Here is a 19713-nt window from a genome sequence, read left to right on the forward strand (position 1 = left end):
AAGTCGTATTGCCACGGGTTTCGGGCTGTAGAAGAACAGCCCGATCAGCGCCGCGCCGTAGACCATGGCGCCGAGGATTGTCGCGGTCACGACGCCCGGCCCAACCCCGGGCGCCGTGACCGCTGTGTAGGTGAGTGTGCCGTCCCCGGGCGGTGGGACAGGGTTCGGGACAAGGGGTCCCACCGCATTACCGGACTCCCCGGGAGCGAGGCACCAGCCCAGCGCCACCGTCAGGCTCAGCATTGCCAGGACCACCCCCGCGACGATCTCCGCGCGCCGCCTACTCGCCCCTCCGGCTTCGGCGTTCGCGTCGGGGACTGGCGTCCCGATCGTCGCGTCCTTCCTGGTCACAGCTGTCCTTCCGGTAGATATCCGGGCTCTCACCTGGTCGCTACTCTATGAACACTGCTGTTCGCATTCCTGAGTAGCGGGCTACTCGACTTCCAGCCTGGCTCGAGCCCGGAGAATATGCGTGCCCGTAGTTTCTTGGGGGAGGGACTAGGGACAAACCCGACCAATCCCATGTTTCCGGGCGGTGGGTATCCCGCACATCCACCGTGAGAACTACCCCCGGTCAGGGTCGGAGCTCAGGGTGAGGCCCGGGGAATAAGGGGTGCCGGGCGGCGTTTATACTGGTCCGTCGGCAACCATGCCTAAAGTCGGTTCCGGTTCACGTCATCGTTCGATTGGCGACCCGGGGCCTGTGAAAGGACACCCATGAAGGCAGGAATTCACCCCACGTACGTGGACACCACGGTCGTGTGCGGCTGCGGCAACACCTTCCAGACCAAGAGCACCAAGGAGTCCGGCCAGATCACGGTCGAGGTCTGCTCCCAGTGCCACCCGTTCTACACGGGCAAGCAGAAGATTCTGGACACCGGTGGCCGCGTGGCTCGCTTCGAGGCCCGCTACGGCAAGCGCACCAAGGCTGCCAAGTAGCTACCCCGCCGACGCCCGTCCTGCGTTTTCGCAGGCCGGGCGTCTGTGCGTTTCCAGGGAAGCTATCTTGATCCAAGCCTGAACAAAGGAGCACTCGCGATGGCCGACAACACTGCGGCCCCGTCCGCGATCGACGACATCCTCGCCGAATACGCCGGTCTGGAAACCCAGCTGGCCGATCCGGCGCTGCACAACGACCCGGGCGCGGCCCGGCGCGTGGGCAAGCGGTTCGCCGAACTCGGACCCGTGATGTCCACCTACAACAAGCTGAAGTCCGCGCGTGAGGATCTGGCCGCCGCCAAGGAGCTCGCGGCCGACGACGCCTCGTTCGCGGCCGAAGTGCCCGGACTCGAGGCGCAGGTCGAAGAGCTCGACAAGACGCTCACCGATCTGCTCGCCCCGCGCGATCCGCACGACGGCGACGATGTCGTGCTCGAGGTGAAATCCGGTGAGGGCGGCGAGGAATCGGCGCTGTTCGCCGCCGACCTGGCCCGCATGTACATCCGCTATGCGGAACGCCATGGCTGGAAGGTCGAGGTGCTCGGCATCACCTACTCCGACCTGGACGGCTACAAGGACGCCACCTTCTCCATCCGCAGCAAGGAACCCAGCCGCGACGGCGTGTGGTCCAAGCTCAAGTGGGAGGGCGGCGTGCACCGCGTGCAGCGCGTGCCGGTCACCGAATCCCAGGGCCGCATCCACACCTCGGCCGCGGGCGTGCTCGTCTACCCGGAGCCCGACGATGTCGAGGAGGTGCAGATCGACGAGAAGGATCTGCGCATCGACGTCTACCGCTCCTCCGGCAAGGGCGGTCAGGGCGTCAACACCACCGACTCCGCGGTCCGCATCACCCACCTGCCCACCGGCATCGTGGTGACCTGCCAGAACGAGCGCTCCCAGCTGCAGAACAAGGCCCGCGCCATGCAGGTGCTGGCCGCACGCCTGCAAGCCGCCGCCGAGGAGGCCGCCGAACAGGAAGCCGCCGCCGGGCGCGCCTCGCAGATCCGCACCGTGGACCGCTCCGAGCGCATTCGCACCTACAACTTCCCGGAGAACCGCATCGCCGATCACCGCATCGGCTTCAAGGCGCACAATCTGGACTCGGTGCTCGCCGGCAACCTCGACGATCTGTTCACCGCCCTCGGGGAAGCCGACCGCGCCGCCCGCCTCGCCGCGGAGTGAGCCCGGGTAGCTCGTAAACCGCGAGCCGCCAGGGCATTCGTGGCAAGCTTCGATGAATATGAGCATTCGATCGGCACGGACCCGCAGAGAGGTCGGACAACCATGAGCCGCGCACCGTTGCGTCCAGCGATTCGCGAGGCCATCGAGTTACTGCGGGCCGCGGGCGTGCACAGTCCGGGCGCCGACGCGGAACACCTTGCGGCACATGTGCTCGGCATCGACCGCATGCGGTTGGCGCTGGTGCCGCTGGTGACGCCGGACCAGCTGGAGGAATACCGCAAGCTCGTCGCACGGCGAGCCGAACGCGTTCCGCTGCAACACCTTACGGGCACGGCGGCCATGGGCGAGATCGACCTGGCCGTCGGCCCCGGGGTTTTCATTCCCCGTCCGGAGACCGAACTGATCTTCGCCTGGGCCCTGGCTCAACTCGAAGCGATCGGCCACGAACACCAGCCGATCGTGGTCGATCTCTGCACCGGCTCGGGCGCGCTGGCCTTGGCCATCGCTCACGCCCGGCCCGACGCCCAGGTCCATGCGGTCGAGCTCGATCCGGAGGCGCTGTCCTGGGCCAAACGCAATGCGCTGCAACTCGCCGAAGAGGGCGATACGCCGATCGATCTGCACTCCGGTGATGTCACCGACCCGGCCATCCTCGAGCATCTCAACGGCCGAGTCGACGTGGTGGTCTCCAATCCGCCCTACATTCCGGAGGGCGCGCAGCTGGATCCCGAAGTGACGGAACACGATCCGCACCGCGCCTTGTTCGGCGGGCCGGACGGGTTGGACGTCATCCGTCCGATGGTGGGCACCATCGCCCGGCTCCTGCGCGCGGGCGGTGCGACCGCGGTCGAGCACGACGACACCAATGGCTCCGGCGTCGCGGCGCTGTTCGCCGCGCACGGCGGATTCGCCGATGTGGTCGAACATCCGGACCTGGCGGGCAAACCGCGGTTCGTCGCCGCGCGGCGTACCGCGGATTAGCGGTCGCGCGGAGCCGCTTTCGCTCCGGTGGTCCGCGGGTCGAAGACCGGCACCAAGGCGGGATCGTTGAACGAGGTGATCCGCGCGATCTTGCGTCCGATCAGGTCGAACACCTGAATGCCGTAGGGCTCGAAGCCGTTTTCGCCGACGCGCCGATAAATGATCACGGCGGGTTGCGAATTGGCGGCGGTGGGGGTCATCCGCCATTCGTCGGCGCGCATGACCCGGGCGGAGAAGAACCCGATCACCGCGTCGCGGCCGGTGAACCAGGTTGGGATGGGCGGCATTTCGAGTTCGACATCGGCCCGCAGCAAGGCCGTGAGCGCACCGGCGTCGGCCCGGGTGAACGCGTCGACATAACTGTCGATGAGAAGTCGCTGCGCTTCCTCGCCGGGTTCGGACAGGTCCTCGGCCACCGGCCCGGCATCGGCGAGCCGCGTGCGGGCACGGCGCAAGGCGCTGTCCACGGCGGCGGCCGACATATCCAGCATGTCGGCGACCTCGGCCGTGCGGAAGGACAACACGTCACGCAGGGTGAGAACCGCGCGCTGACGGGCGGGCAGGAGCTGGAGGGCGGCGATGAAAGCCAGGCGCACTCCGGATTTCCCGGCGACAATGGCGGCCGGGTCGGTCGCGGTGAACAAGTGGTCGGGGGCGGGTTGCAGCCACGGGACCGCCGGATCACGGTCGGCCAGGGCAACTCGATGATCGTCCTGCGGCCCGCCCAGACCCGAGGGCAGCGGGCGGCGCGCGCGGGTTTCCAAAGCGGTCAGGCAGGCATTGGTGGCGATCTTGTAGAGCCAGGTGCGGACCGAGGAGCGGCCCTCGAACCGGTCGAACGCACCCCACGCGCGGACATAGGTCTCCTGCACCAGATCCTCGGCATCGTGGATGGAGCCGAGGATGCGGTAGCAGTGGGCGAGCAGTTCCGGCCGGAAAGACGCTGTCCGAGCGGTGAATTCGGCGGTCGAGGGCATGACGGGAAACTCCTTCGGATGCGATCGAGGGTAGGGGAGCGCTCAGCCGATCGGCTCGAGCCCCGCCCCGGTGAGCCGTGATTCCGCCGCCGCGCCGGGATCGGTGACCAACGCCAGCACGGCCTTGGCCACTTGCTCCGGGGTGAGGAAGGGTTGCAGCCCCTGCTCAAAGGTCTCCGGCGTGACGCCCTGGTAGGCGGCATAGGCGGCAATGGCCGCCGATCCCATCCCGGTCGCCGGCGTCAGCCACGGGAGCAGCGTGAGGAACCGGATCCCCAACCCCGCCCGCTCCGATTCCCCGGCCGCATACCCGCGCAGGAAGCGAATCGCCGCCTTGGCACTCGCATACCCGCCACTGAGCGGCGACCCGCCGATCGCCGCACCGCTCGACATCGACAGCACCACGCTCCCCGACGCCAGCGGCTCCCGCAGCGCCGCCCTGCTCCACTCGAAGACCTGCCGAGTGTCGGCATTCCAATTGCGACTGAACGACTCCCAATCCTGCTCCTGCACCGGCGCCATCCGCGGCGCCACTCCAGCATTGAGCACCAGCAGATCCGGCCGATACGTCCGCAGCACCTCATCAGCCACGTCCCCATCGGCCGCATCAGCGACAACGGGTATGAACCGCTCACCGAGCTCCTCCCGCACCGCCAGCAATTCCGCCTCCCCCCGAGCAATACCGACCACGTCGGCGTCCGCCGCCAGCAGCGCCCCGGCGATAGCCCGCCCGAACCCGCGGCTGGCCCCCGTCACGACAGCGGTCTCGAATGAATAAGACATCGAACTCTCCCAAGATGTGTGCGATCCGTACGAAATACAGACCACCCCCACCCCCGAAATCCGTCGCACCCAAAAGAACTTTCCAGACTTCCGCCCACTCGCCCGAGAACCCGCCGTATTTCGCTGTCCGCCTTGAGCGCCAAGTGTGCGCCGTTCACCCCGAGTGCTGTGCCGGGTGTGGGCTGTTCGCCGCGTGTGCTGTGCCGGGTGTGGGCTGTTCGCCGCGTGTGCTGTGCCGGGTGTGGGCTGTTCGCCTCGAGTGCTGTGCCGGGTGTCGGCTGTTGGCTCCGAGAGCATTGCAGGGTGTCGAGTGCTCGCGTCGGAGGGGTCGGGGGTTCAAGGGCTTGTTCCGGAGAAACTTGCCGGGGTTTCAGGGGCTTGCCTTCGAGAGTCTTGGGGGTTCGGGGGCTTGCCCCCGCTGTGGTTTCGGGGTTTCAGGGGCTTGCCCCTGAGAGCCATGGAGAGTTCGTTCATGCCAAGATGTTGCGCGTGAGTACCGTCTACGACTGTGCCGATCCCGATTCGCGTGCCGCCGGTCTGACCGCGGCGCGGAGCGCTCTGAAGTCGGGACGGCTTGCTGTCATTCCGACCGACACGCTCTACGGCCTCGCCGCCGATGCGTTCGACAGCCAGGCGGTGAGCGCGCTGCTGGCCGCCAAGCGCCGCGGGCGGGATATGCCGGTTCCGGTGCTGGTGGGGTCGTGGAACACCATCGACGGGCTGGTGTTCTCGGTGCGCCCGCAGGCGCGCGAGCTGATCCGGGCGTTCTGGCCGGGCGGGCTGAGTCTCGTTGTGCAGCAGGCCCCCTCGCTGGCGTGGGATCTCGGCGACGCGCGCGGCACGGTGATGCTGCGGATGCCGCTGCATCCGGTGGCGCTGGAACTGCTGCGCGAGGTCGGTCCGCTCGCGGTGTCGAGCGCGAACGTGTCGGGGCAGCCGCCCGCCACCACGGTGGCCGAGGCCAAGGCCCAGCTGGGCGAGCTGGTCGGGGTGTACCTCGACGGCGGGCCCGCCGATCACGCGGTGGCCTCGACCATTGTGGATCTGACGGCCGACACCCCGCGGATTCTGCGGGAGGGTGCGATTCCGGTGGAGAAGATCGCGGAGGTCCTCGGCATGTCGCCGGAGGAGCTGCGAGCACCGGGCGCGCGGTGACGGCCGCGTAGATGTTGCTGAGTCAGGGCGTATTCAGCCAGGGCGCGGTGGTCCCGCTACGGGAGCTGGTGCTCACGCTGCTGGTCGCCGCCGTCGTCACCTTCCTGTGCACGGGCGGCGTCCGGGTCGGGGCCATTGCCTTCGGGGCGGTGGCGGTGCCGCGCGAGCGGGATGTGCACGTGAAGCCGGTGCCGCGCATGGGCGGTATGGGCATCTATCTGGGCGTGATCGCGGCCGTGCTGTTCGCGCATCAATTGCCCGCGCTGCGCCGCGGTTTCGAGTATCCGAAGGACATTCCGGCGGTGCTGGCCGCGGGCACGCTCATCGTGCTGGTCGGCATCATCGACGACCGGTGGGGTCTGGACGCGCTGACGAAATTCGTCGGGCAGGTGACCGCGGCCGGCGTGATGGCGGTGATGGGGCTGAGCTGGGTCGCCATCTACAACCCGTTCACGAACGAGACGGTGGTGCTGGATCCGCTGCAGGGCGGCCTGGTGACCGTCGGCATTACCGTCACGCTCATCAATGCCATGAATTTCGTCGACGGCCTGGACGGTTTGGCCGCCGGATTGGGGTTCATCGCCTCGGTCGCGGTGTTCGTGTTCACCGTTGGCCTGCTCTACGAAGTGGGCGGTTCCACCGATACCTATCCGCCGGCGCTGCTGGCCGCCGCACTCGCCGGCGGCTGTCTCGGATTTCTCCCGCACAATTTTCAGCCCGCTCGAATTTTCATGGGCGATACCGGTTCCATGCTCATTGGATTGATGCTGGCCGCGGTGTCCACGGGCGCCTCCGGAAGAATTCCGCTGCAGGGTTACGGCCCGCGCGACATCGTGGGTCTGCTCTCGCCGCTGTTGCTGGTGGGCGCGGTCATGTTCATTCCGGTTCTCGATCTTGTTCTCGCCATCGTCCGCCGGGTCCGCGCCGGTGTGAGTTTCTCCACCCCGGACAAAATGCATCTGCATCACCGGTTGTTGCAGATCGGGCATTCGCATCGCCGTGTGGTCCTGCTCATCTACTTGTGGGTGAGCGTGCTGGCATTCGGGGCGGTCGGTACGTCACTCATGGATCGCCGCCTCGTCGTCCTGCTGTTCGCCGCCGGCCTGGTCTTCGCGCTCATCGTCACGGCGGTGCCGTCCTGGCGGGAACTGCACGACCGCGCCGGGCGCAAACCGCCGCGCGGCCCGAGTGTCGAGGCCGGGTAGAGTTGCCTGCCGTGAGCACGCCTTCTGATCCCGGTCCCGACGCCCCGCTGCGCGCGGCCCTGCGCTACGGCATCGCCGGTTTGGCTGTGCTGGTTGTGGTTTCGGCGATCGCGTCGACGATCTTCGCCGGCCTGCCCGGCCTGTGGGGCGCCCTGCTGGGCGCGGCCATCGGCGGCGGCTTCATTCTCACCACGGCCGCCTCGGTGCTCTTCAGCGCCAAGCTCGAGTCCGGTTTGCAGGGCATTGTCCTGCTCGGTAGCTGGGTCGGAAAGCTGCTGGTCGCGGTGGTCGTCATCGCCGCCCTGCAGCGGGTCGACTTCTACAGCCGCCCGGCCCTGTTCTTCACGGTGGTCGGAGCCCTGCTCATCGTGCTCGGCGCCGAGACGTACGGCCTTCTGCGCCAAAAGGTTCCGACCGTTCAGGTGGACCGCGACCTGTAGCCGCACTCGGCATATCCGGCCAAGTTCACCTGCTGTTTCCATCACCCCCTACACAGTGTCGTAGAGGGCTTGGTAAACTCTTTACTTGTAAGCAACCGAAACAACAGGGGGGGTCACCTGAGACCCGCCTGAGAGCAGGTTATGCTTACAGCCGTACCGGACCCGAGTGGGTCACGGTTCTGCACCGTCGACGATGTCGCCGACGCGCGTACAGACGCCCGGGCCACGCCCGAACAGCTGCTGACGAACTTCGAGCCGACCTGAGTCGACCCACCAGATCGTCAATGTCCGATCGAACCGCAGGAGAAAAATATCTTCTGCGGCCCGAACACGGGAGAGAACGCTGAGCGTCACCATTTTGGCGGGCGAGTTCCACGCGCCGTCGCTTAACGACTTCTTCCCTCCAGCTGTGCTGTTCGAGGGGACGCCGTTCGAGCTCGACCGTCTGATGCTCATTCGCATCCTGATGTCGGCCGTACTGCTGGCTGTCATGCTCCTTGCATTCCGGAGTCCCAAACTGGTCCCCCGGGGTCTGCAGAATGTCGCCGAAACCGGTCTGGTGTTCGTCAAGGAACAGATCTGCGATGAAGTCCTGGGCAAGGAATCCGGTAAGAAGTTCTTCCCGCTCATCGCCTCGATCTTCTTCACGGTCCTGTTCCTGAACATCTCGGGTGTCATTCCGGGCCTCAATATTTCGTCGAACGCCCGAGTCGGCATGCCGTTGGTGCTGGCCGTCGTCGCCTACATCACCTTCAACTACGTGGGCATCAAGAAGTACGGCTTCCTGAAATACATGCGCTCGTCCATCGTGGTGCCCAATGTGCCGCCCGCTCTGCACGTGCTGCTGATCCCGATCGAGTTCATCTCGACCTTCCTGCTGCGTCCGTTCACGCTCACCGTCCGTCTCATGGCGAACATGCTGGCCGGCCACATCATGTTGGTGCTGTTCTTCAGTGCCACCCAGTTCTTCCTGTTCGATGCCGCCAACTGGATGAAGGTGTTCTCGCCGTTCTCGCTGATCGCGGGCCTCGGCTTCACCCTCTTCGAGCTGTTGGTCGTCTTCCTGCAGGCGTACGTGTTCGCGCTGCTGACCGCTGTGTACATCGGCCTGGCGCAGCACGCCGACTCTCACTGACCGACCGGTACCACACCGAAACCTGCTACACACGCCGCCGGCGGGTGGGCGACCAGAAAGGGAAACAACACACATGAGCACCCTCTCGTACCTGGCCCAGGAAGCTGCTGACGCCAAGGTCAAGGGCTACGGCGCCATCGGTTACGGCCTCGCTGCGATCGGCCCCGGCATCGGCGTCGGCATCGTCGTCGGTAAGGCCATCGAGGGCATCGCCCGTCAGCCCGAGCTGCAGGGCCAGATCCGGACCACCATGTTCCTGGGTATCGCGTTCACCGAGGCCCTGGCGCTGATCGGTCTCGTCGCCGGCTTCATTTTCTGATTCCGGCCTTCCAGACTAGGAATCGACCATGAACAGCACCTTTTTGCTCGCGGCTGAGGGGGAAGACATCAACCCCCTCATCCCCGAGACGTATGACATCGTCTGGTCTGCGGTCGTCTTCGTCGTTATCGCCGTCGTCTTCGCCAAGTACGTCGTCCCGCGCCTGACCAAGGTCCTGGAGGAGCGTTCCGAGAAGATCGAAGGCGGCATCGCCAAGGCCGAGGCCGTGCAGGCCGAGGCGCAGGAGACCCTGCAGCAGTACCAGGAGCAGCTGGCCGAGGCCCGCCTCGAGGCTGCCCGCATCCGTGAGGAAGCGCGCAACCAGGGTCAGCAGATCCTGTCCCAGATGCGTGCCGATGCGCAGGCCGAGGCCGACCGCATCGTCGCCTCGGGCCACGCTCAGCTGGAGGCTCAGCGCCAGCAGATCGTGACCGAACTGCGGTCCGAGCTCGGCCGTACCGCGGTCGACCTGGCCGAGAAGATCATCGGTCAGTCGGTGGCCGACGAGGCCAAGCAGGCGGCGTCGATCGACCGGTTCCTCGCGGAGCTGGATTCGAACGATCGCATCGGCGCTGGAAGGTAACGACGCGAAAGTGGGAAGCATGTACGCAGCGAGCCGTGAGGCGAGTTCCCGTGCGCGGGAAGCTCTTCGGGCCGCTCTGACCGGTAGCGACACCGTCGCGGAAACGACCGGCTCCGAACTGTTCGCCGTTGTCGCCGTACTCGACGACCAGCGTTCGCTGCGTGTGGCGCTCGCGGATAAGTCGGTGTCGAGTTCGGCCCGCGCCGAGCTCGCCGAACGCGTCTTCGGGGGCAAGATCAGCGCGGCCACGCAGGCCGTGCTGACCACCGCGGTGGCCCAGGACTGGTCTCGCGCCCGCAATCTGGTCGACACCCTGGAACTGCTCGGCCGCGAGGCGCTGCTGCGCGCCGCGGACGACCGCGGCCGCCTCGGCGCCGTCGAGGACGAGCTGTTCCGGCTGGGGCGCATTGTCGAGGACAACCCGGAGCTGGAGCAGGCGCTCTCCGACCACGGCAAGCCCGTGCCGGCGCGCCGTGAGCTGCTGACGCGGCTGCTCACCGGCAAGGTCGAGGACATCACCCTCCAGCTCGCCGAGCAGGCGGTGGCGCGCGCGCACACCAACAGCATCGGCGAGGCCATCGACAAGCTGTCCGACCTGGCGGCGTCGCTCCGGGAGCAGATCGTGGCGCACGTGCGCGCCGCGGTGGCCCTGACGCCGCAGCAGCGGGAGCACCTGGCGGCTTCGCTGCAGCGCATCTACGACAAGCCGATCACGGTGCACGTGCAGGAAGACCCGAGCCTGCTGGCCGGCGTCGTCGTGCGCGTGGGCGACGACCTGATCGACGGCAGCGCCACCGGCCGGCTGCAGCGCCTGCGCCAGACCCTGGCCTGAGCGACACCCGGCCGCCGGCGGCCACCAACACACCGACATTCGAGACCACAGCGAGAGCAGGAAGAACATGGCGGAGCTGACGATCTCCCCCGATGAGATCCGTAGCGCGATCGAGAGCTACACCCAGAGCTACACCCCGGAAACCTCCATCGAGGAAGTGGGCGTCGTCACCGACACCGGCGACGGCATCGCCCACATCAGCGGCCTCCCCGGCGCGATGGCCAATGAGCTGCTGGAGTTCCCCGGCGGCGTCCTCGGCGTCGCGCTGAACCTGGAGGACACCGAGATCGGTGCCGTCGTCCTGGGTGAGTTCGACACCATCGAGGAGGGCCAGCAGGTCCGCCGTACCGGCGACGTGCTCTCGGTCCCGGTGGGCGACAACTTCCTCGGCCGCGTGGTGGACCCGCTGGGCGCCCCGATCGACGGCCTCGGCGAGATCGAGTCCGACGAGCGTCGCGTGCTCGAGCTGCAGGCCGCCACCGTGCTGCAGCGTCAGCCGGTCGGTGAGCCCATGGCCACCGGCATCACCGCCATCGACGCCCTGACCGCCATCGGCCGCGGCCAGCGTCAGCTGGTCATCGGCGACCGCAAGACCGGCAAGACCGCGGTCTGCGTCGACGCCATCATCAACCAGAAGGCCAACTGGGCCACCGGCGATCCGTCGAAGCAGGTGCGCTGCATCTACGTCGCGATCGGCCAGAAGGGCTCCACCATCGCGGGCGTCAAGGCGGCCCTCGAGGCGCACGGCGCCATGGAGTACACCACCATCGTCGCGGCCCCGGCCTCCGACTCCGCCGGCTTCAAGTGGCTGGCCCCCTACACCGGTTCGGCCATCGGCCAGCACTGGATGTACCAGGGCAAGCACGTCCTGATCGTGTTCGACGACCTGTCCAAGCAGGCCGAGGCCTACCGCGCCATCTCGCTGCTGCTGCGCCGCCCGCCGGGCCGCGAGGCGTACCCGGGTGACGTCTTCTACCTGCACTCGCGTCTGCTGGAGCGTTGCGCCAAGCTGTCCGACGAGATGGGCGCCGGTTCCATGACCGCGCTGCCGATCATCGAGACCAAGGCCAACGACGTGTCGGCGTTCATTCCGACCAACGTCATCTCCATCACCGACGGCCAGGTGTTCCTCGAGTCGGACCTCTTCAACAAGGGTGTCCGCCCGGCCATCAACGTCGGTATCTCGGTCTCCCGCGTCGGTGGCGCCGCCCAGACCAAGGCCATGAAGAAGGTCTCCGGTTCGCTGCGTCTGGAGCTGGCCTCCTACCGCGAGCTCGAGGCGTTCTCCGCCTTCGCCTCCGATCTGGATGCCGCCTCGCTGGCGCAGCTGGAGCGCGGCGCCCGCTGGGTCGAGCTGCTCAAGCAGGACCAGTACACCCCGGTTTCAGTTGAGGACCAGGTTGTTTCGCTGTACCTGGTCGACGCTGGCTACTACGACTCCGTGCCGGTCGGCGACGTGCGCCGCTTCAATGCCGAGCTGCTGGAGAACCTGCACGCCACCGTGCAGTCCTCCTTCGACGCCCTGCAGGGCGGCGCGAAGGTGCTCGAGGGCGAGGCCGCCGACGCCATCAAGGCCGCGACCGACAAGTTCAAGCAGGGCTTCCTGGCTTCGGACGGCAGCCGTGTCGTGAACGAGGCCGAGGCCGGCGAGCTCGATCACGAAGAGGTCGAGTCGCTGTCGGTCACCCGCAAGCACGTCGAGAAGTAAGACGGGCGAAGCGAATGCGACTGACTGACTCGAGGAATGAAGGGAGTGTGAACCGCTAATGGCAAGCGTGCGCGAACTGCGCTCCCGAATTCGTTCCGTGAGCTCGATCAAGAAGATCACCAAGGCGCAAGAGCTGATCGCGACCTCGCGAATCAGCAAGGCGCAGGCCCGGGTCGCGGCGGCCAAGCCGTACGCGGAAGAGATCACCAAGGTGCTCGTCGAATTGGCGAACGCCAGCGGCAATCTCACGCATCCGCTGCTCACCGAGCGGCCGAACCCGCGGCGCGCGGCGATCCTGGTCATCACCTCCGACCGCGGTATGTGCGGCGGCTACAACTCGAACGTGCTCAAGCGCGCCGAGGAACTGGTCACCACGCTGCGCGGCGAGGGCAAAGAGCCGGTGCTGTACGTGATGGGCTCGAAGGGCTTGACCTACTACACCTTCCGCAAGCGCGAGCTGAACGGATCGTGGGTCGGTTTCTCCCAGTCACCCCACTACGCGGACGCGTCCGCTGCGTGCAACCACCTGGTCGAGGCCTTCATGGCCGGAGCCGACGGCGAAGTTCCCGCCCCCAACGGGGTGGGCACCATGGCCGGTGTCGATGAACTGCACATCGTCTACACGCGTTTCGTGTCGATGCTGTCGCAGGTGCCGGAGGTCCGCCGGCTGGCCCCCATCCAGGTCAGCTACGTGGACGAGAACTACGACATGGGCGAGGACGCGTTCTCCGATTCGGCGACCGCGGATGTCCACGCCCAGTACGAGTTCGAGCCGGACGCGGACAAGTTGCTCGGCGCGTTGCTGCCGAAGTACATCAACACCCGCATCTACTCGTCGCTGCTGGACGCGGCGGCATCGGAGTCGGCTGCGCGCCGCACCGCTATGAAGGCGGCCACCGATAACGCTACGGAGCTGGTGAATTCACTGACCCGTACCGCGAACTCGTTGCGCCAGGCCGGAATCACGCAGGAAATCACGGAAATCGTCGGCGGCGCCAATGCGCTTGCGGCGAGCTCGGACCGCGACTAAGCCGTAGGAAGAGAAGCAATGACCGCAGCTGTCACTAACGAAACCCGGGTTGGCGCCGGCACAGGCCGCGTCTCCCGCGTCATCGGACCCGTCGTGGACGTCGAGTTCCCGCGCGGTTCCATCCCTGAGCTCTACAACGCCCTCAACGTGGACATCGCGTTGAAGTCCGTTGCCAAGACGCTGACCCTCGAGGTTGCGCAGCACCTGGGCGACAACATCGTTCGCACCATCTCCATGCAGCCGACCGACGGTCTGGTGCGTGGCGTCGAGGTGCGCGACACCGGCAAGCCGATCTCGGTGCCCGTCGGTGACGTCGTCAAGGGCCACGTGTTCAACGCCCTGGGCGACTGCCTGGACACCCCGGGCCTGGGCCGTGACGGCGAGCAGTGGGGCATCCACCGCCAGCCGCCCGCCTTCGACCAGCTCGAGGGCAAGACCGAGATCCTGGAGACGGGCGTCAAGGTCATCGACCTGCTCACCCCGTACGTGAAGGGTGGCAAGATCGGTCTGTTCGGTGGCGCCGGCGTCGGCAAGACCGTTCTGATCCAGGAGATGATCACCCGTATCGCGCGTGAGTTCTCCGGTACGTCCGTGTTCGCGGGCGTCGGTGAGCGCACCCGTGAGGGCACCGACCTGCACCTGGAAATGGAAGAGATGGGCGTCCTCCAGGACACCGCCCTCGTCTTCGGCCAGATGGACGAGCCGCCGGGGACCCGTATGCGCGTCGCCCTCTCGGCCCTGACCATGGCCGAGTACTTCCGCGATGTGCAGAACCAGGACGTGCTGCTGTTCATCGACAACATCTTCCGCTTCACCCAGGCGGGCTCCGAGGTGTCGACCCTGCTGGGCCGCATGCCTTCCGCCGTGGGTTACCAGCCGACGCTGGCGGACGAGATGGGTCAGCTGCAGGAGCGCATCACCTCGACCCGTGGTCGCTCGATCACCTCGATGCAGGCGATCTACGTGCCCGCCGACGACTACACCGACCCGGCGCCGGCCACCACCTTCGCCCACCTCGATGCGACGACCGAGCTTTCCCGCCCGATCTCGCAGAAGGGCATCTACCCGGCCGTCGACCCGCTGACCTCGACCTCGCGCATCCTCGAGGCCTCGATCGTCGGCGAGCGGCACTTCCGGGTCGCCAACGAGGTCAAGCGAATCCTGCAGAAGTACAAGGAACTGCAGGACATCATCGCCATCCTCGGCATGGACGAGCTCTCCGAAGAGGACAAGGTCCTCGTCGGCCGCGCCCGTCGCCTGGAGAAGTTCCTCGGCCAGAACTTCATCGTGGCCGAGAAGTTCACCGGTCAGCCGGGTTCCGTTGTGCCGCTGGAGCAGACCATCGACGACTTCGATCGCGTCTGCAAGGGCGAGTTCGATCACCTGCCCGAGCAGGCGTTCAACTCCTGCGGTGGCCTGGACGACGTCGAGGCGGCCGCGAAGAAGATCGCCGGGAAGTAGTCCACCATGGCGGATATGTCAGTTGATCTGGTCGCCGTCGAGCGGCTGCTGTGGTCGGGCCGGGCGAAATTCGTCTCCGCCCAGACCACGGAGGGTGAGATCGGCATCCTGGCCGGCCACGAACCGCTGCTCGGTCAGCTGGTCGAGGCCGGCACGGTGACCATCGTGTCCGACAGCGACGAGCGCATCGTGGCGGCCGTGCACGGCGGGTTCTTCTCGGTCACCGGCACTTCGGTGCGGGTGCTGGCCGAATCCGCTGATTTCGCAGGCGATATCGACGAGGCGGCCGCCCGCGCCGTGCTCGCCGACGAGAATGCGAGCCCGGCCGCGCTGACCAAGGCCCAGGGCCAGGTGCGCGCGCTCGAGAAGGCTGCCGAAGTCTGATCGAGTAGTTCGAGCAAATGAGCGGCGGCTCCAGGAATTTCCTGGGGCCGCCGCTCTCTTTGCGTTTCGGGGGAGTGTGGTTAGATTCGATTGCCGGTCCACGGATGTGATCTGGACCATTCAGCGAAATCTCGGCTATTGCAGCGCTTCCAAGCGAGGGGTAGATGAGCGAGTTTCGAATCGGAAAGCAGACGGTCATCGCGCTGGCCGTCGCGGTCGGCATCGGATTCTTCTCACCGGGGGCGGCGTCGGCGGACGCCTGGGTGCCGCTGCCCGACGGGTACGTCGAGCGGCCGGGGGTGAAAATCCGGAGTGTCGGTGAGCGAGCGATCATTTCGCCGTCCCTGGCCGCCAATGGCGCGGGCCGCACCTCGTGGCTGACCGGGAATGTCAGCGCGGAGGTGGAAACCCCGGACGGCACGGTGGGCCCGAACAATGGCGCGCAGAATTTCCCGGGCACCAATGGTTCCTCCACGCACGGTGCGTCGGGGCTGACGGTCGGCTATATCGTCGGCTGTCAGGTATCGGTCGGGTCGTTGAATGCCAGCAATGGGCTGGCGATCACCACGAGCCCGTCCCTGAGCGTGGGGTTCAGCTTCCCCCTCAGCGCCGGGCAGGTGTCCTTCATCGCCATCGACAATATCGATATGCCCAAGAGCGGCACGTATCACATTCAGTACCAGGACGTTCCAATGGAGATCCAGGGCTGCGGCGGCTACGCGCAGGCCCGGCAATTCGCGGTGGTCGAGATCATCGGCAACGACTACAAGAAGGTCACCCTGTACGGACAGCCGTTCAGCATCGGCTGACGCGCTACTCGAGATGCGAAGGGAGCGAACATGTTCCGCGTGACGAAGCAGACCGGGGGCGCGAGGTCGCTGGGCGTGGCGCTGGCCGCCGCCGCGGTGCTGAGCCTGAAATCCGCGGGCGCGGCGAGTGCGGACACCTTTATTCCGCTGCCCGGCGGGCACATCACCCGCACCCTGGTGGACGGCACCGTGGTGACGGTGCGGATCGAGGAGGAGTCGGCGAAGATCAACCCCTCCATGGGGTCGACGCCGGTGCACCGCAATGTCTGGGTGAGCGGCCGCGCGGTCGTGGACGTGTCGGGACCGAGTGCGGACACCAGCACCATCAAGATCTCGCCCGGGTACGTCGTCGGCTGCCAGGTGGAGATCGGCGCCTTCACCGATTCGGGCACGGGCACGCAGACCGGGGACTGGGATCCGAGCACGCTGCCGGTGCTGGGGCAGAGCTTCGGCACCGGCATCACGCTGTCGCCGGGCCAGTCGCTCGGCCGCCTCATGCTCGATATCGAGCAGCCCGACGACTACGGCAACGAGCACCACTATCGGCGCAACAAGGTGCCCGGACCGCATGCGAGTGTGGAGTGGTTCGACGAGACGTTCGACGTGCAAGGCTGCGGCGGCTACGCGCAGGCCCGGTCGTTCGTGATCGCCTCGGTGGGCACCGACACCCAGATCGGTGACGTGGCCCTTTGGGGTCAACCGTTCAGTATCGGTTGAGAGCCCGCAGTCTTTCTGCGAGCCGTGTGCATCACATTCGGTGGATGGCCGGACTCCGCGTTTCAACGGTCGCTAGTATCGACCACTAAGCGCGGGGTACCGCCCCTCCCGTTCGGGGGTTCGGGGGGTCGAAGCCCCCTGAGAGTCCCGAGAGTTGGGAAAGAACGGAGCGGCATTGCAGACCGGGATGGTGCTTCTGATCATTCTGGTGCTGCTGCTTGTCGCCTTGGCCCTGGCCTCCACCTATCGCCTGATCATGCTGCGCCGCGGCGGCACCGCCGCACTGCTGCGCACGCTGCCGGCGCGCGGGCACGGCGGGGGCTGGCGGCACGGGCTCATACGCTACGACGAGGATTCGCTCGTCTTCTACAAGCTCTCCAGCCTGAAGCTCGGCCCGGATTCGACCATGCGCCGCCTGGGCATCGAGGTGAGCAATCGCCGCTCCCCGCAGGACGACGAGTACGACATCATGACCGACGAGCTCATCATCACCCTCACCGACGGCAATGGCAGCTATGAGCTGGCACTCGACCGCGGTGCGCTGGCGGCCTTCCTGTCCTGGGTGGAATCGCGGCCTTCCGAGCGAATTCGCCGCCGGCCCAGCCACTGACGAACCGCTCCTGGGGTTACGGTGATCCGGTGAGTGTGCACTTGACGCGGATCTACACCCGGACCGGTGACGACGGAACCACCGGGTTGAGCGACTTCTCGCGGGTGGCCAAGACCGACCCGCGGCTCATCGCGTACGCGGACTGTGACGAAACCAATGCCGCGCTCGGAGTGGCCATCGCGCTCGGGCAGCCCGACGAGCGGATGCTCGGTGTGCTGCGCGCGGTGCAGAACGACCTCTTCGATGCCGGCGCGGACCTCTCCACCCCGGTCGTCGAGGATCCGAAATACCCGCCGCTGCGCGTCACCCAGCCCTATATCGACCGCCTCGAGAAGTGGTGCGATGAGTTCAATGAGCCTCTGGCGCCGTTGAATTCGTTCATCCTGCCCGGCGGCACACCGCTGGCGGCGCTGCTGCACACCGCCCGCACCGTGGCGCGGCGCGCCGAGCGCTCGGCCTGGGCCGCGGTGGACGCGCATCCGGACGACACCAGCGTGCTGCCGGCGAAATACCTGAACCGGCTGTCCGACCTGCTGTTCATCCTGAGCCGGGTCGCCAACCCGGACGGCGACATCCTCTGGCGGCCGGGCGGAGAGGCCACGAGCACGGGAGCGGCCCATTAGGCTGACCACCGTGAGTGAACGGTTTCTGGTGACCGGGGGCAGCAGGCTCGTCGGTGAGGTCGCGGTGGGCGGCGCGAAGAACAGCGTCCTCAAGCTGATGGCCGCCGCGCTGCTGGCCGAGGGCACGACGACGATCACGAACTGCCCGGACATCCTGGATGTGCCGTTGATGGCAGACGTGCTGCGCGGCCTCGGCTGCGATGTCGGCATCGACGGCGGCACGGTCACCATCGTGACGCCGACGGAACCGAAGTATCACGCCGACTTCCCGGCGGTCACCCAGTTCCGCGCCTCGGTGTGCGTGCTCGGACCGCTCATGGCGCGGTGCAAGCGCGCGGTGGTGGCGCTACCGGGTGGCGACGCCATCGGCTCGCGTCCGCTCGATATGCATCAGCAGGGTCTGCGGCTGCTCGGCGCGACCAGCGAGATCGAGCACGGCTGCCTGGTGGCCCGGGCCGAGGAGCTGCAGGGCGCACGCATCCGGCTGGACTTCCCGTCGGTGGGCGCCACCGAGAACATCCTCATGGCGGCGGTGCTCGCCGACGGCGAGACCATCATCGACAATGCCGCGCGCGAGCCGGAGATCGTGGATCTCTGCAACATGCTGGTGCAGATGGGCGCGAAGGTCTCCGGCGCCGGTACCTCGGTGCTCACCATCGAGGGCGTCGACAAGCTCTCGCCCACCACCCACCGCGTGATCGGCGATCGCATCGTGGCCGCCACCTGGGGTATCGCCGCCGCCATGACGCAGGGTGACGTGCGGGTGACGGGCATCAATCCCAAGCATCTGTCGCTGGTGCTGGACAAGCTGCGCTCCGCGGGGGCGCGAATCTCGTTCGAACCGGATGGTTTCCGGGTGGTGCAGTCGGACCGCCCGCGCGCGGTCAACTTCTCCACCCTGCCGTTCCCGGGATTCCCGACCGACCTGCAGCCGATGGCCATCGGCCTGGCCGCCATCGCCGACGGCACCTCGATGATCACCGAGAACATCTTCGAGGCGCGGTTCCGTTTCGTGGAAGAGATGATCCGGCTGGGTGCGGACGCCCGCACCGATGGGCATCACGCTGTGGTGCGCGGTATTCCGCGACTGTCCAGCGCGCCGGTCTGGTCCTCCGACATTCGCGCCGGCGCGGGTCTGGTGCTCGCGGGTCTGGTGGCCGACGGGGTGACCGAAGTGCACGACGTCTTCCACATCGACCGGGGTTACCCGGATTTCGTGGAGAACCTGCGGTCCCTGGGAGCCGAGATCGAGCGGGTCGGGACCGCCGATTAACGGCAGGTGTCGGGGAGGGTTCGCGAAAAACCGCTCTGAACAGGCGATTTGACATGCGAACAACCAACACGTAACTTATTCCAGGTCAGAGCGACACGGACACCGACCCGGGGCCGAGACGCCGAGCCGAAAGGCGAAGCGGGGCACAGGGAAACGAGGTTGTACGAGGAGCGCCTGATGATCACACTAGCTCCCCTCGAACAGCCGATTTGGTTCTGCTGCGACCGGCGAGCTAAGCTTGAGAAGTTGCCCAGCCGATCTAACGGGACAAGATCCCGGTGGATGGCTTGTGCGTGTGTTCTTTGAGAACTCAATAGTGTGTCGATGAATGTCAGTGCCAAATATTTAATTTGGTTCCGGCGCTTACACCCCCGTGTGGGTGTCGGACATTTTTAGTCAGCTAATTTCCGGCTGGCGTTATCTTGCTGGGTTTTCGGACTCACGTGATTTTTCTGATTCACCTTCGGGTGTTTCGAGAGTCTTCAACGGAGAGTTTGATCCTGGCTCAGGACGAACGCTGGCGGCGTGCTTAACACATGCAAGTCGAGCGGTAAGGCCCTTCGGGGT

General features: G+C 66.6%; 22 protein-coding genes and 1 rRNA gene. 20 read left to right on the top strand and 3 right to left on the bottom strand.

From position 1 onward, the window contains the following. The first annotated feature begins 717 nt into the window (after positions 1–717). The 3 genes from rpmE to prmC all read left to right on the top strand — a co-directional run bounded on the left by rpmE (position 718) and on the right by prmC (position 3102). Positions 718–939 (top strand): 50S ribosomal protein L31, encoded by a 222-nt coding sequence (gene rpmE / locus ACFVIV_RS25185; protein WP_379200269.1) that lies wholly within the window; start codon positions 718–720, stop codon positions 937–939. 99 nt (positions 940–1038) lie between these two features. Then, a complete protein-coding gene (gene prfA / locus ACFVIV_RS25190) occupies positions 1039–2121 on the top strand; it encodes a peptide chain release factor 1 (protein WP_379200271.1) in 1083 nt (360 codons plus the stop codon). Between the two features lie 102 nt (positions 2122–2223). Further along, positions 2224–3102, top strand: coding sequence for a peptide chain release factor N(5)-glutamine methyltransferase (gene prmC / locus ACFVIV_RS25195; RefSeq protein WP_379200273.1), 879 nt, complete (start codon positions 2224–2226; stop codon positions 3100–3102). Here prmC and ACFVIV_RS25200 read toward each other — a convergent pair. After that, the gene (locus tag ACFVIV_RS25200) at positions 3099–4079 is read right to left on the bottom strand and encodes a sigma-70 family RNA polymerase sigma factor (RefSeq protein WP_379200275.1); all 981 of its coding nucleotides are present in this window, start codon (positions 4077–4079) and stop codon (positions 3099–3101) included. The genes prmC and ACFVIV_RS25200 overlap by 4 nt on opposite strands. 42 nt (positions 4080–4121) lie before the next feature. After that, positions 4122–4862, bottom strand: a complete 741-nt coding sequence (locus tag ACFVIV_RS25205; protein ID WP_379200277.1) for an SDR family oxidoreductase — start codon at positions 4860–4862, stop codon at positions 4122–4124. Between the two features lie 489 nt (positions 4863–5351). Between ACFVIV_RS25205 and ACFVIV_RS25210 the strand changes: the two genes are divergently transcribed. Genes ACFVIV_RS25210 through ACFVIV_RS25220 form a run of 3 tightly spaced genes read left to right on the top strand, consistent with a single transcriptional unit; the run spans position 5352 to position 7662 of the window. Further along, positions 5352–6017: an L-threonylcarbamoyladenylate synthase gene (locus ACFVIV_RS25210; RefSeq protein WP_379200279.1), complete on the top strand. Its 666-nt coding sequence runs from the start codon at positions 5352–5354 to the stop codon at positions 6015–6017. Between the two features lie 11 nt (positions 6018–6028). Further along, positions 6029–7222 (top strand): glycosyltransferase family 4 protein, encoded by a 1194-nt coding sequence (locus ACFVIV_RS25215; RefSeq protein ID WP_379200281.1) that lies wholly within the window; start codon positions 6029–6031, stop codon positions 7220–7222. A gap of 2 nt (positions 7223–7224) precedes the next feature. Further along, the gene (locus ACFVIV_RS25220) at positions 7225–7662 is read left to right on the top strand and encodes a hypothetical protein (RefSeq protein WP_379200283.1); all 438 of its coding nucleotides are present in this window, start codon (positions 7225–7227) and stop codon (positions 7660–7662) included. Positions 7663–7833: 171 nt separating this feature from the next. Here the strand turns inward: ACFVIV_RS25220 and ACFVIV_RS25225 are convergent, their stop codons facing one another. Then, positions 7834–8019 carry a hypothetical protein gene (locus ACFVIV_RS25225; protein WP_379200285.1) on the bottom strand — a complete coding sequence of 62 codons (186 nt, stop codon included), beginning with the start codon at positions 8017–8019 and terminating at the stop codon, positions 7834–7836. On the opposite strand from ACFVIV_RS25225, the gene atpB reads away from it, so the two are divergent. From atpB to ACFVIV_RS25295, 14 genes are all read left to right on the top strand, one after another. Then, the gene (atpB, locus tag ACFVIV_RS25230) at positions 7973–8797 is read left to right on the top strand and encodes a F0F1 ATP synthase subunit A (protein ID WP_379200326.1); all 825 of its coding nucleotides are present in this window, start codon (positions 7973–7975) and stop codon (positions 8795–8797) included. The genes ACFVIV_RS25225 and atpB overlap by 47 nt on opposite strands. 73 nt (positions 8798–8870) lie before the next feature. Next, positions 8871–9116: an ATP synthase F0 subunit C gene (locus ACFVIV_RS25235; RefSeq protein ID WP_379200287.1), complete on the top strand. Its 246-nt coding sequence runs from the start codon at positions 8871–8873 to the stop codon at positions 9114–9116. Between the two features lie 28 nt (positions 9117–9144). Beyond that, positions 9145–9699, top strand: coding sequence for a F0F1 ATP synthase subunit B (locus ACFVIV_RS25240; RefSeq protein ID WP_379200289.1), 555 nt, complete (start codon positions 9145–9147; stop codon positions 9697–9699). A gap of 19 nt (positions 9700–9718) precedes the next feature. Next, entirely contained in the window at positions 9719–10531 is an 813-nt protein-coding gene (locus ACFVIV_RS25245; RefSeq protein ID WP_379200291.1) for a F0F1 ATP synthase subunit delta, read from the top strand. Positions 10532–10598: 67 nt separating this feature from the next. Next, complete coding sequence (gene atpA / locus ACFVIV_RS25250; RefSeq protein WP_379200293.1) at positions 10599–12239, top strand: F0F1 ATP synthase subunit alpha; 1641 nt, start codon at positions 10599–10601, stop codon at positions 12237–12239. A gap of 58 nt (positions 12240–12297) precedes the next feature. After that, on the top strand, positions 12298–13269 hold the full coding sequence (locus tag ACFVIV_RS25255) for a F0F1 ATP synthase subunit gamma (protein WP_379200295.1): 972 nt from the start codon (positions 12298–12300) through the stop codon (positions 13267–13269). An 18-nt stretch (positions 13270–13287) separates the two neighbouring features. Beyond that, a complete protein-coding gene (gene atpD / locus ACFVIV_RS25260; protein ID WP_379200297.1) occupies positions 13288–14730 on the top strand; it encodes a F0F1 ATP synthase subunit beta in 1443 nt (480 codons plus the stop codon). A gap of 6 nt (positions 14731–14736) precedes the next feature. Continuing rightward, positions 14737–15114, top strand: coding sequence for a F0F1 ATP synthase subunit epsilon (locus ACFVIV_RS25265; protein ID WP_379200298.1), 378 nt, complete (start codon positions 14737–14739; stop codon positions 15112–15114). Positions 15115–15278: 164 nt separating this feature from the next. After that, positions 15279–15923, top strand: coding sequence for an MspA family porin (locus ACFVIV_RS25270; protein ID WP_379200300.1), 645 nt, complete (start codon positions 15279–15281; stop codon positions 15921–15923). 30 nt (positions 15924–15953) lie between these two features. Continuing rightward, positions 15954–16640 (top strand): MspA family porin, encoded by a 687-nt coding sequence (locus ACFVIV_RS25275; protein ID WP_379200302.1) that lies wholly within the window; start codon positions 15954–15956, stop codon positions 16638–16640. Positions 16641–16827: 187 nt separating this feature from the next. After that, complete coding sequence (locus tag ACFVIV_RS25280) at positions 16828–17250, top strand: DUF2550 domain-containing protein (protein WP_379200328.1); 423 nt, start codon at positions 16828–16830, stop codon at positions 17248–17250. 29 nt (positions 17251–17279) lie between these two features. After that, a complete protein-coding gene (locus ACFVIV_RS25285) occupies positions 17280–17873 on the top strand; it encodes a cob(I)yrinic acid a,c-diamide adenosyltransferase (protein ID WP_379200304.1) in 594 nt (197 codons plus the stop codon). A gap of 10 nt (positions 17874–17883) precedes the next feature. Beyond that, entirely contained in the window at positions 17884–19146 is a 1263-nt protein-coding gene (gene murA / locus ACFVIV_RS25290; protein WP_379200306.1) for a UDP-N-acetylglucosamine 1-carboxyvinyltransferase, read from the top strand. A gap of 482 nt (positions 19147–19628) precedes the next feature. After that, positions 19629–19713: ribosomal RNA gene (locus ACFVIV_RS25295) — 16S ribosomal RNA — on the top strand; the annotation flags it as partial.

The sequence above is a fragment of the Nocardia sp. NPDC127526 genome, from assembly GCF_042672265.1.
Taxonomy (GTDB): domain Bacteria; phylum Actinomycetota; class Actinomycetes; order Mycobacteriales; family Mycobacteriaceae; genus Nocardia.

Bases quoted from the DNA above. Each gene is read 5' to 3' on its own strand.
- rpmE (WP_379200269.1), top strand. From the start codon at position 718: ATGAAGGCAGGAATTCACCCCACGTACGTGGACACCACGGTCGTGTGC.
- prfA (WP_379200271.1), top strand. From the start codon at position 1,039: ATGGCCGACAACACTGCGGCCCCGTCCGCGATCGACGACATCCTCGCC.
- prmC (WP_379200273.1), top strand. From the start codon at position 2,224: ATGAGCCGCGCACCGTTGCGTCCAGCGATTCGCGAGGCCATCGAGTTA.
- ACFVIV_RS25200 (WP_379200275.1), bottom strand. From the start codon at position 4,079: ATGCCCTCGACCGCCGAATTCACCGCTCGGACAGCGTCTTTCCGGCCG.
- ACFVIV_RS25205 (WP_379200277.1), bottom strand. From the start codon at position 4,862: ATGTCTTATTCATTCGAGACCGCTGTCGTGACGGGGGCCAGCCGCGGG.
- ACFVIV_RS25215 (WP_379200281.1), top strand. From the start codon at position 6,029: ATGTTGCTGAGTCAGGGCGTATTCAGCCAGGGCGCGGTGGTCCCGCTA.
- ACFVIV_RS25225 (WP_379200285.1), bottom strand. From the start codon at position 8,019: ATGGTGACGCTCAGCGTTCTCTCCCGTGTTCGGGCCGCAGAAGATATT.
- ACFVIV_RS25235 (WP_379200287.1), top strand. From the start codon at position 8,871: ATGAGCACCCTCTCGTACCTGGCCCAGGAAGCTGCTGACGCCAAGGTC.
- ACFVIV_RS25240 (WP_379200289.1), top strand. From the start codon at position 9,145: ATGAACAGCACCTTTTTGCTCGCGGCTGAGGGGGAAGACATCAACCCC.
- ACFVIV_RS25245 (WP_379200291.1), top strand. From the start codon at position 9,719: ATGTACGCAGCGAGCCGTGAGGCGAGTTCCCGTGCGCGGGAAGCTCTT.
- atpA (WP_379200293.1), top strand. From the start codon at position 10,599: ATGGCGGAGCTGACGATCTCCCCCGATGAGATCCGTAGCGCGATCGAG.
- ACFVIV_RS25255 (WP_379200295.1), top strand. From the start codon at position 12,298: ATGGCAAGCGTGCGCGAACTGCGCTCCCGAATTCGTTCCGTGAGCTCG.
- atpD (WP_379200297.1), top strand. From the start codon at position 13,288: ATGACCGCAGCTGTCACTAACGAAACCCGGGTTGGCGCCGGCACAGGC.
- ACFVIV_RS25265 (WP_379200298.1), top strand. From the start codon at position 14,737: ATGGCGGATATGTCAGTTGATCTGGTCGCCGTCGAGCGGCTGCTGTGG.
- ACFVIV_RS25270 (WP_379200300.1), top strand. From the start codon at position 15,279: ATGAGCGAGTTTCGAATCGGAAAGCAGACGGTCATCGCGCTGGCCGTC.
- ACFVIV_RS25275 (WP_379200302.1), top strand. From the start codon at position 15,954: ATGTTCCGCGTGACGAAGCAGACCGGGGGCGCGAGGTCGCTGGGCGTG.
- ACFVIV_RS25280 (WP_379200328.1), top strand. From the start codon at position 16,828: ATGGTGCTTCTGATCATTCTGGTGCTGCTGCTTGTCGCCTTGGCCCTG.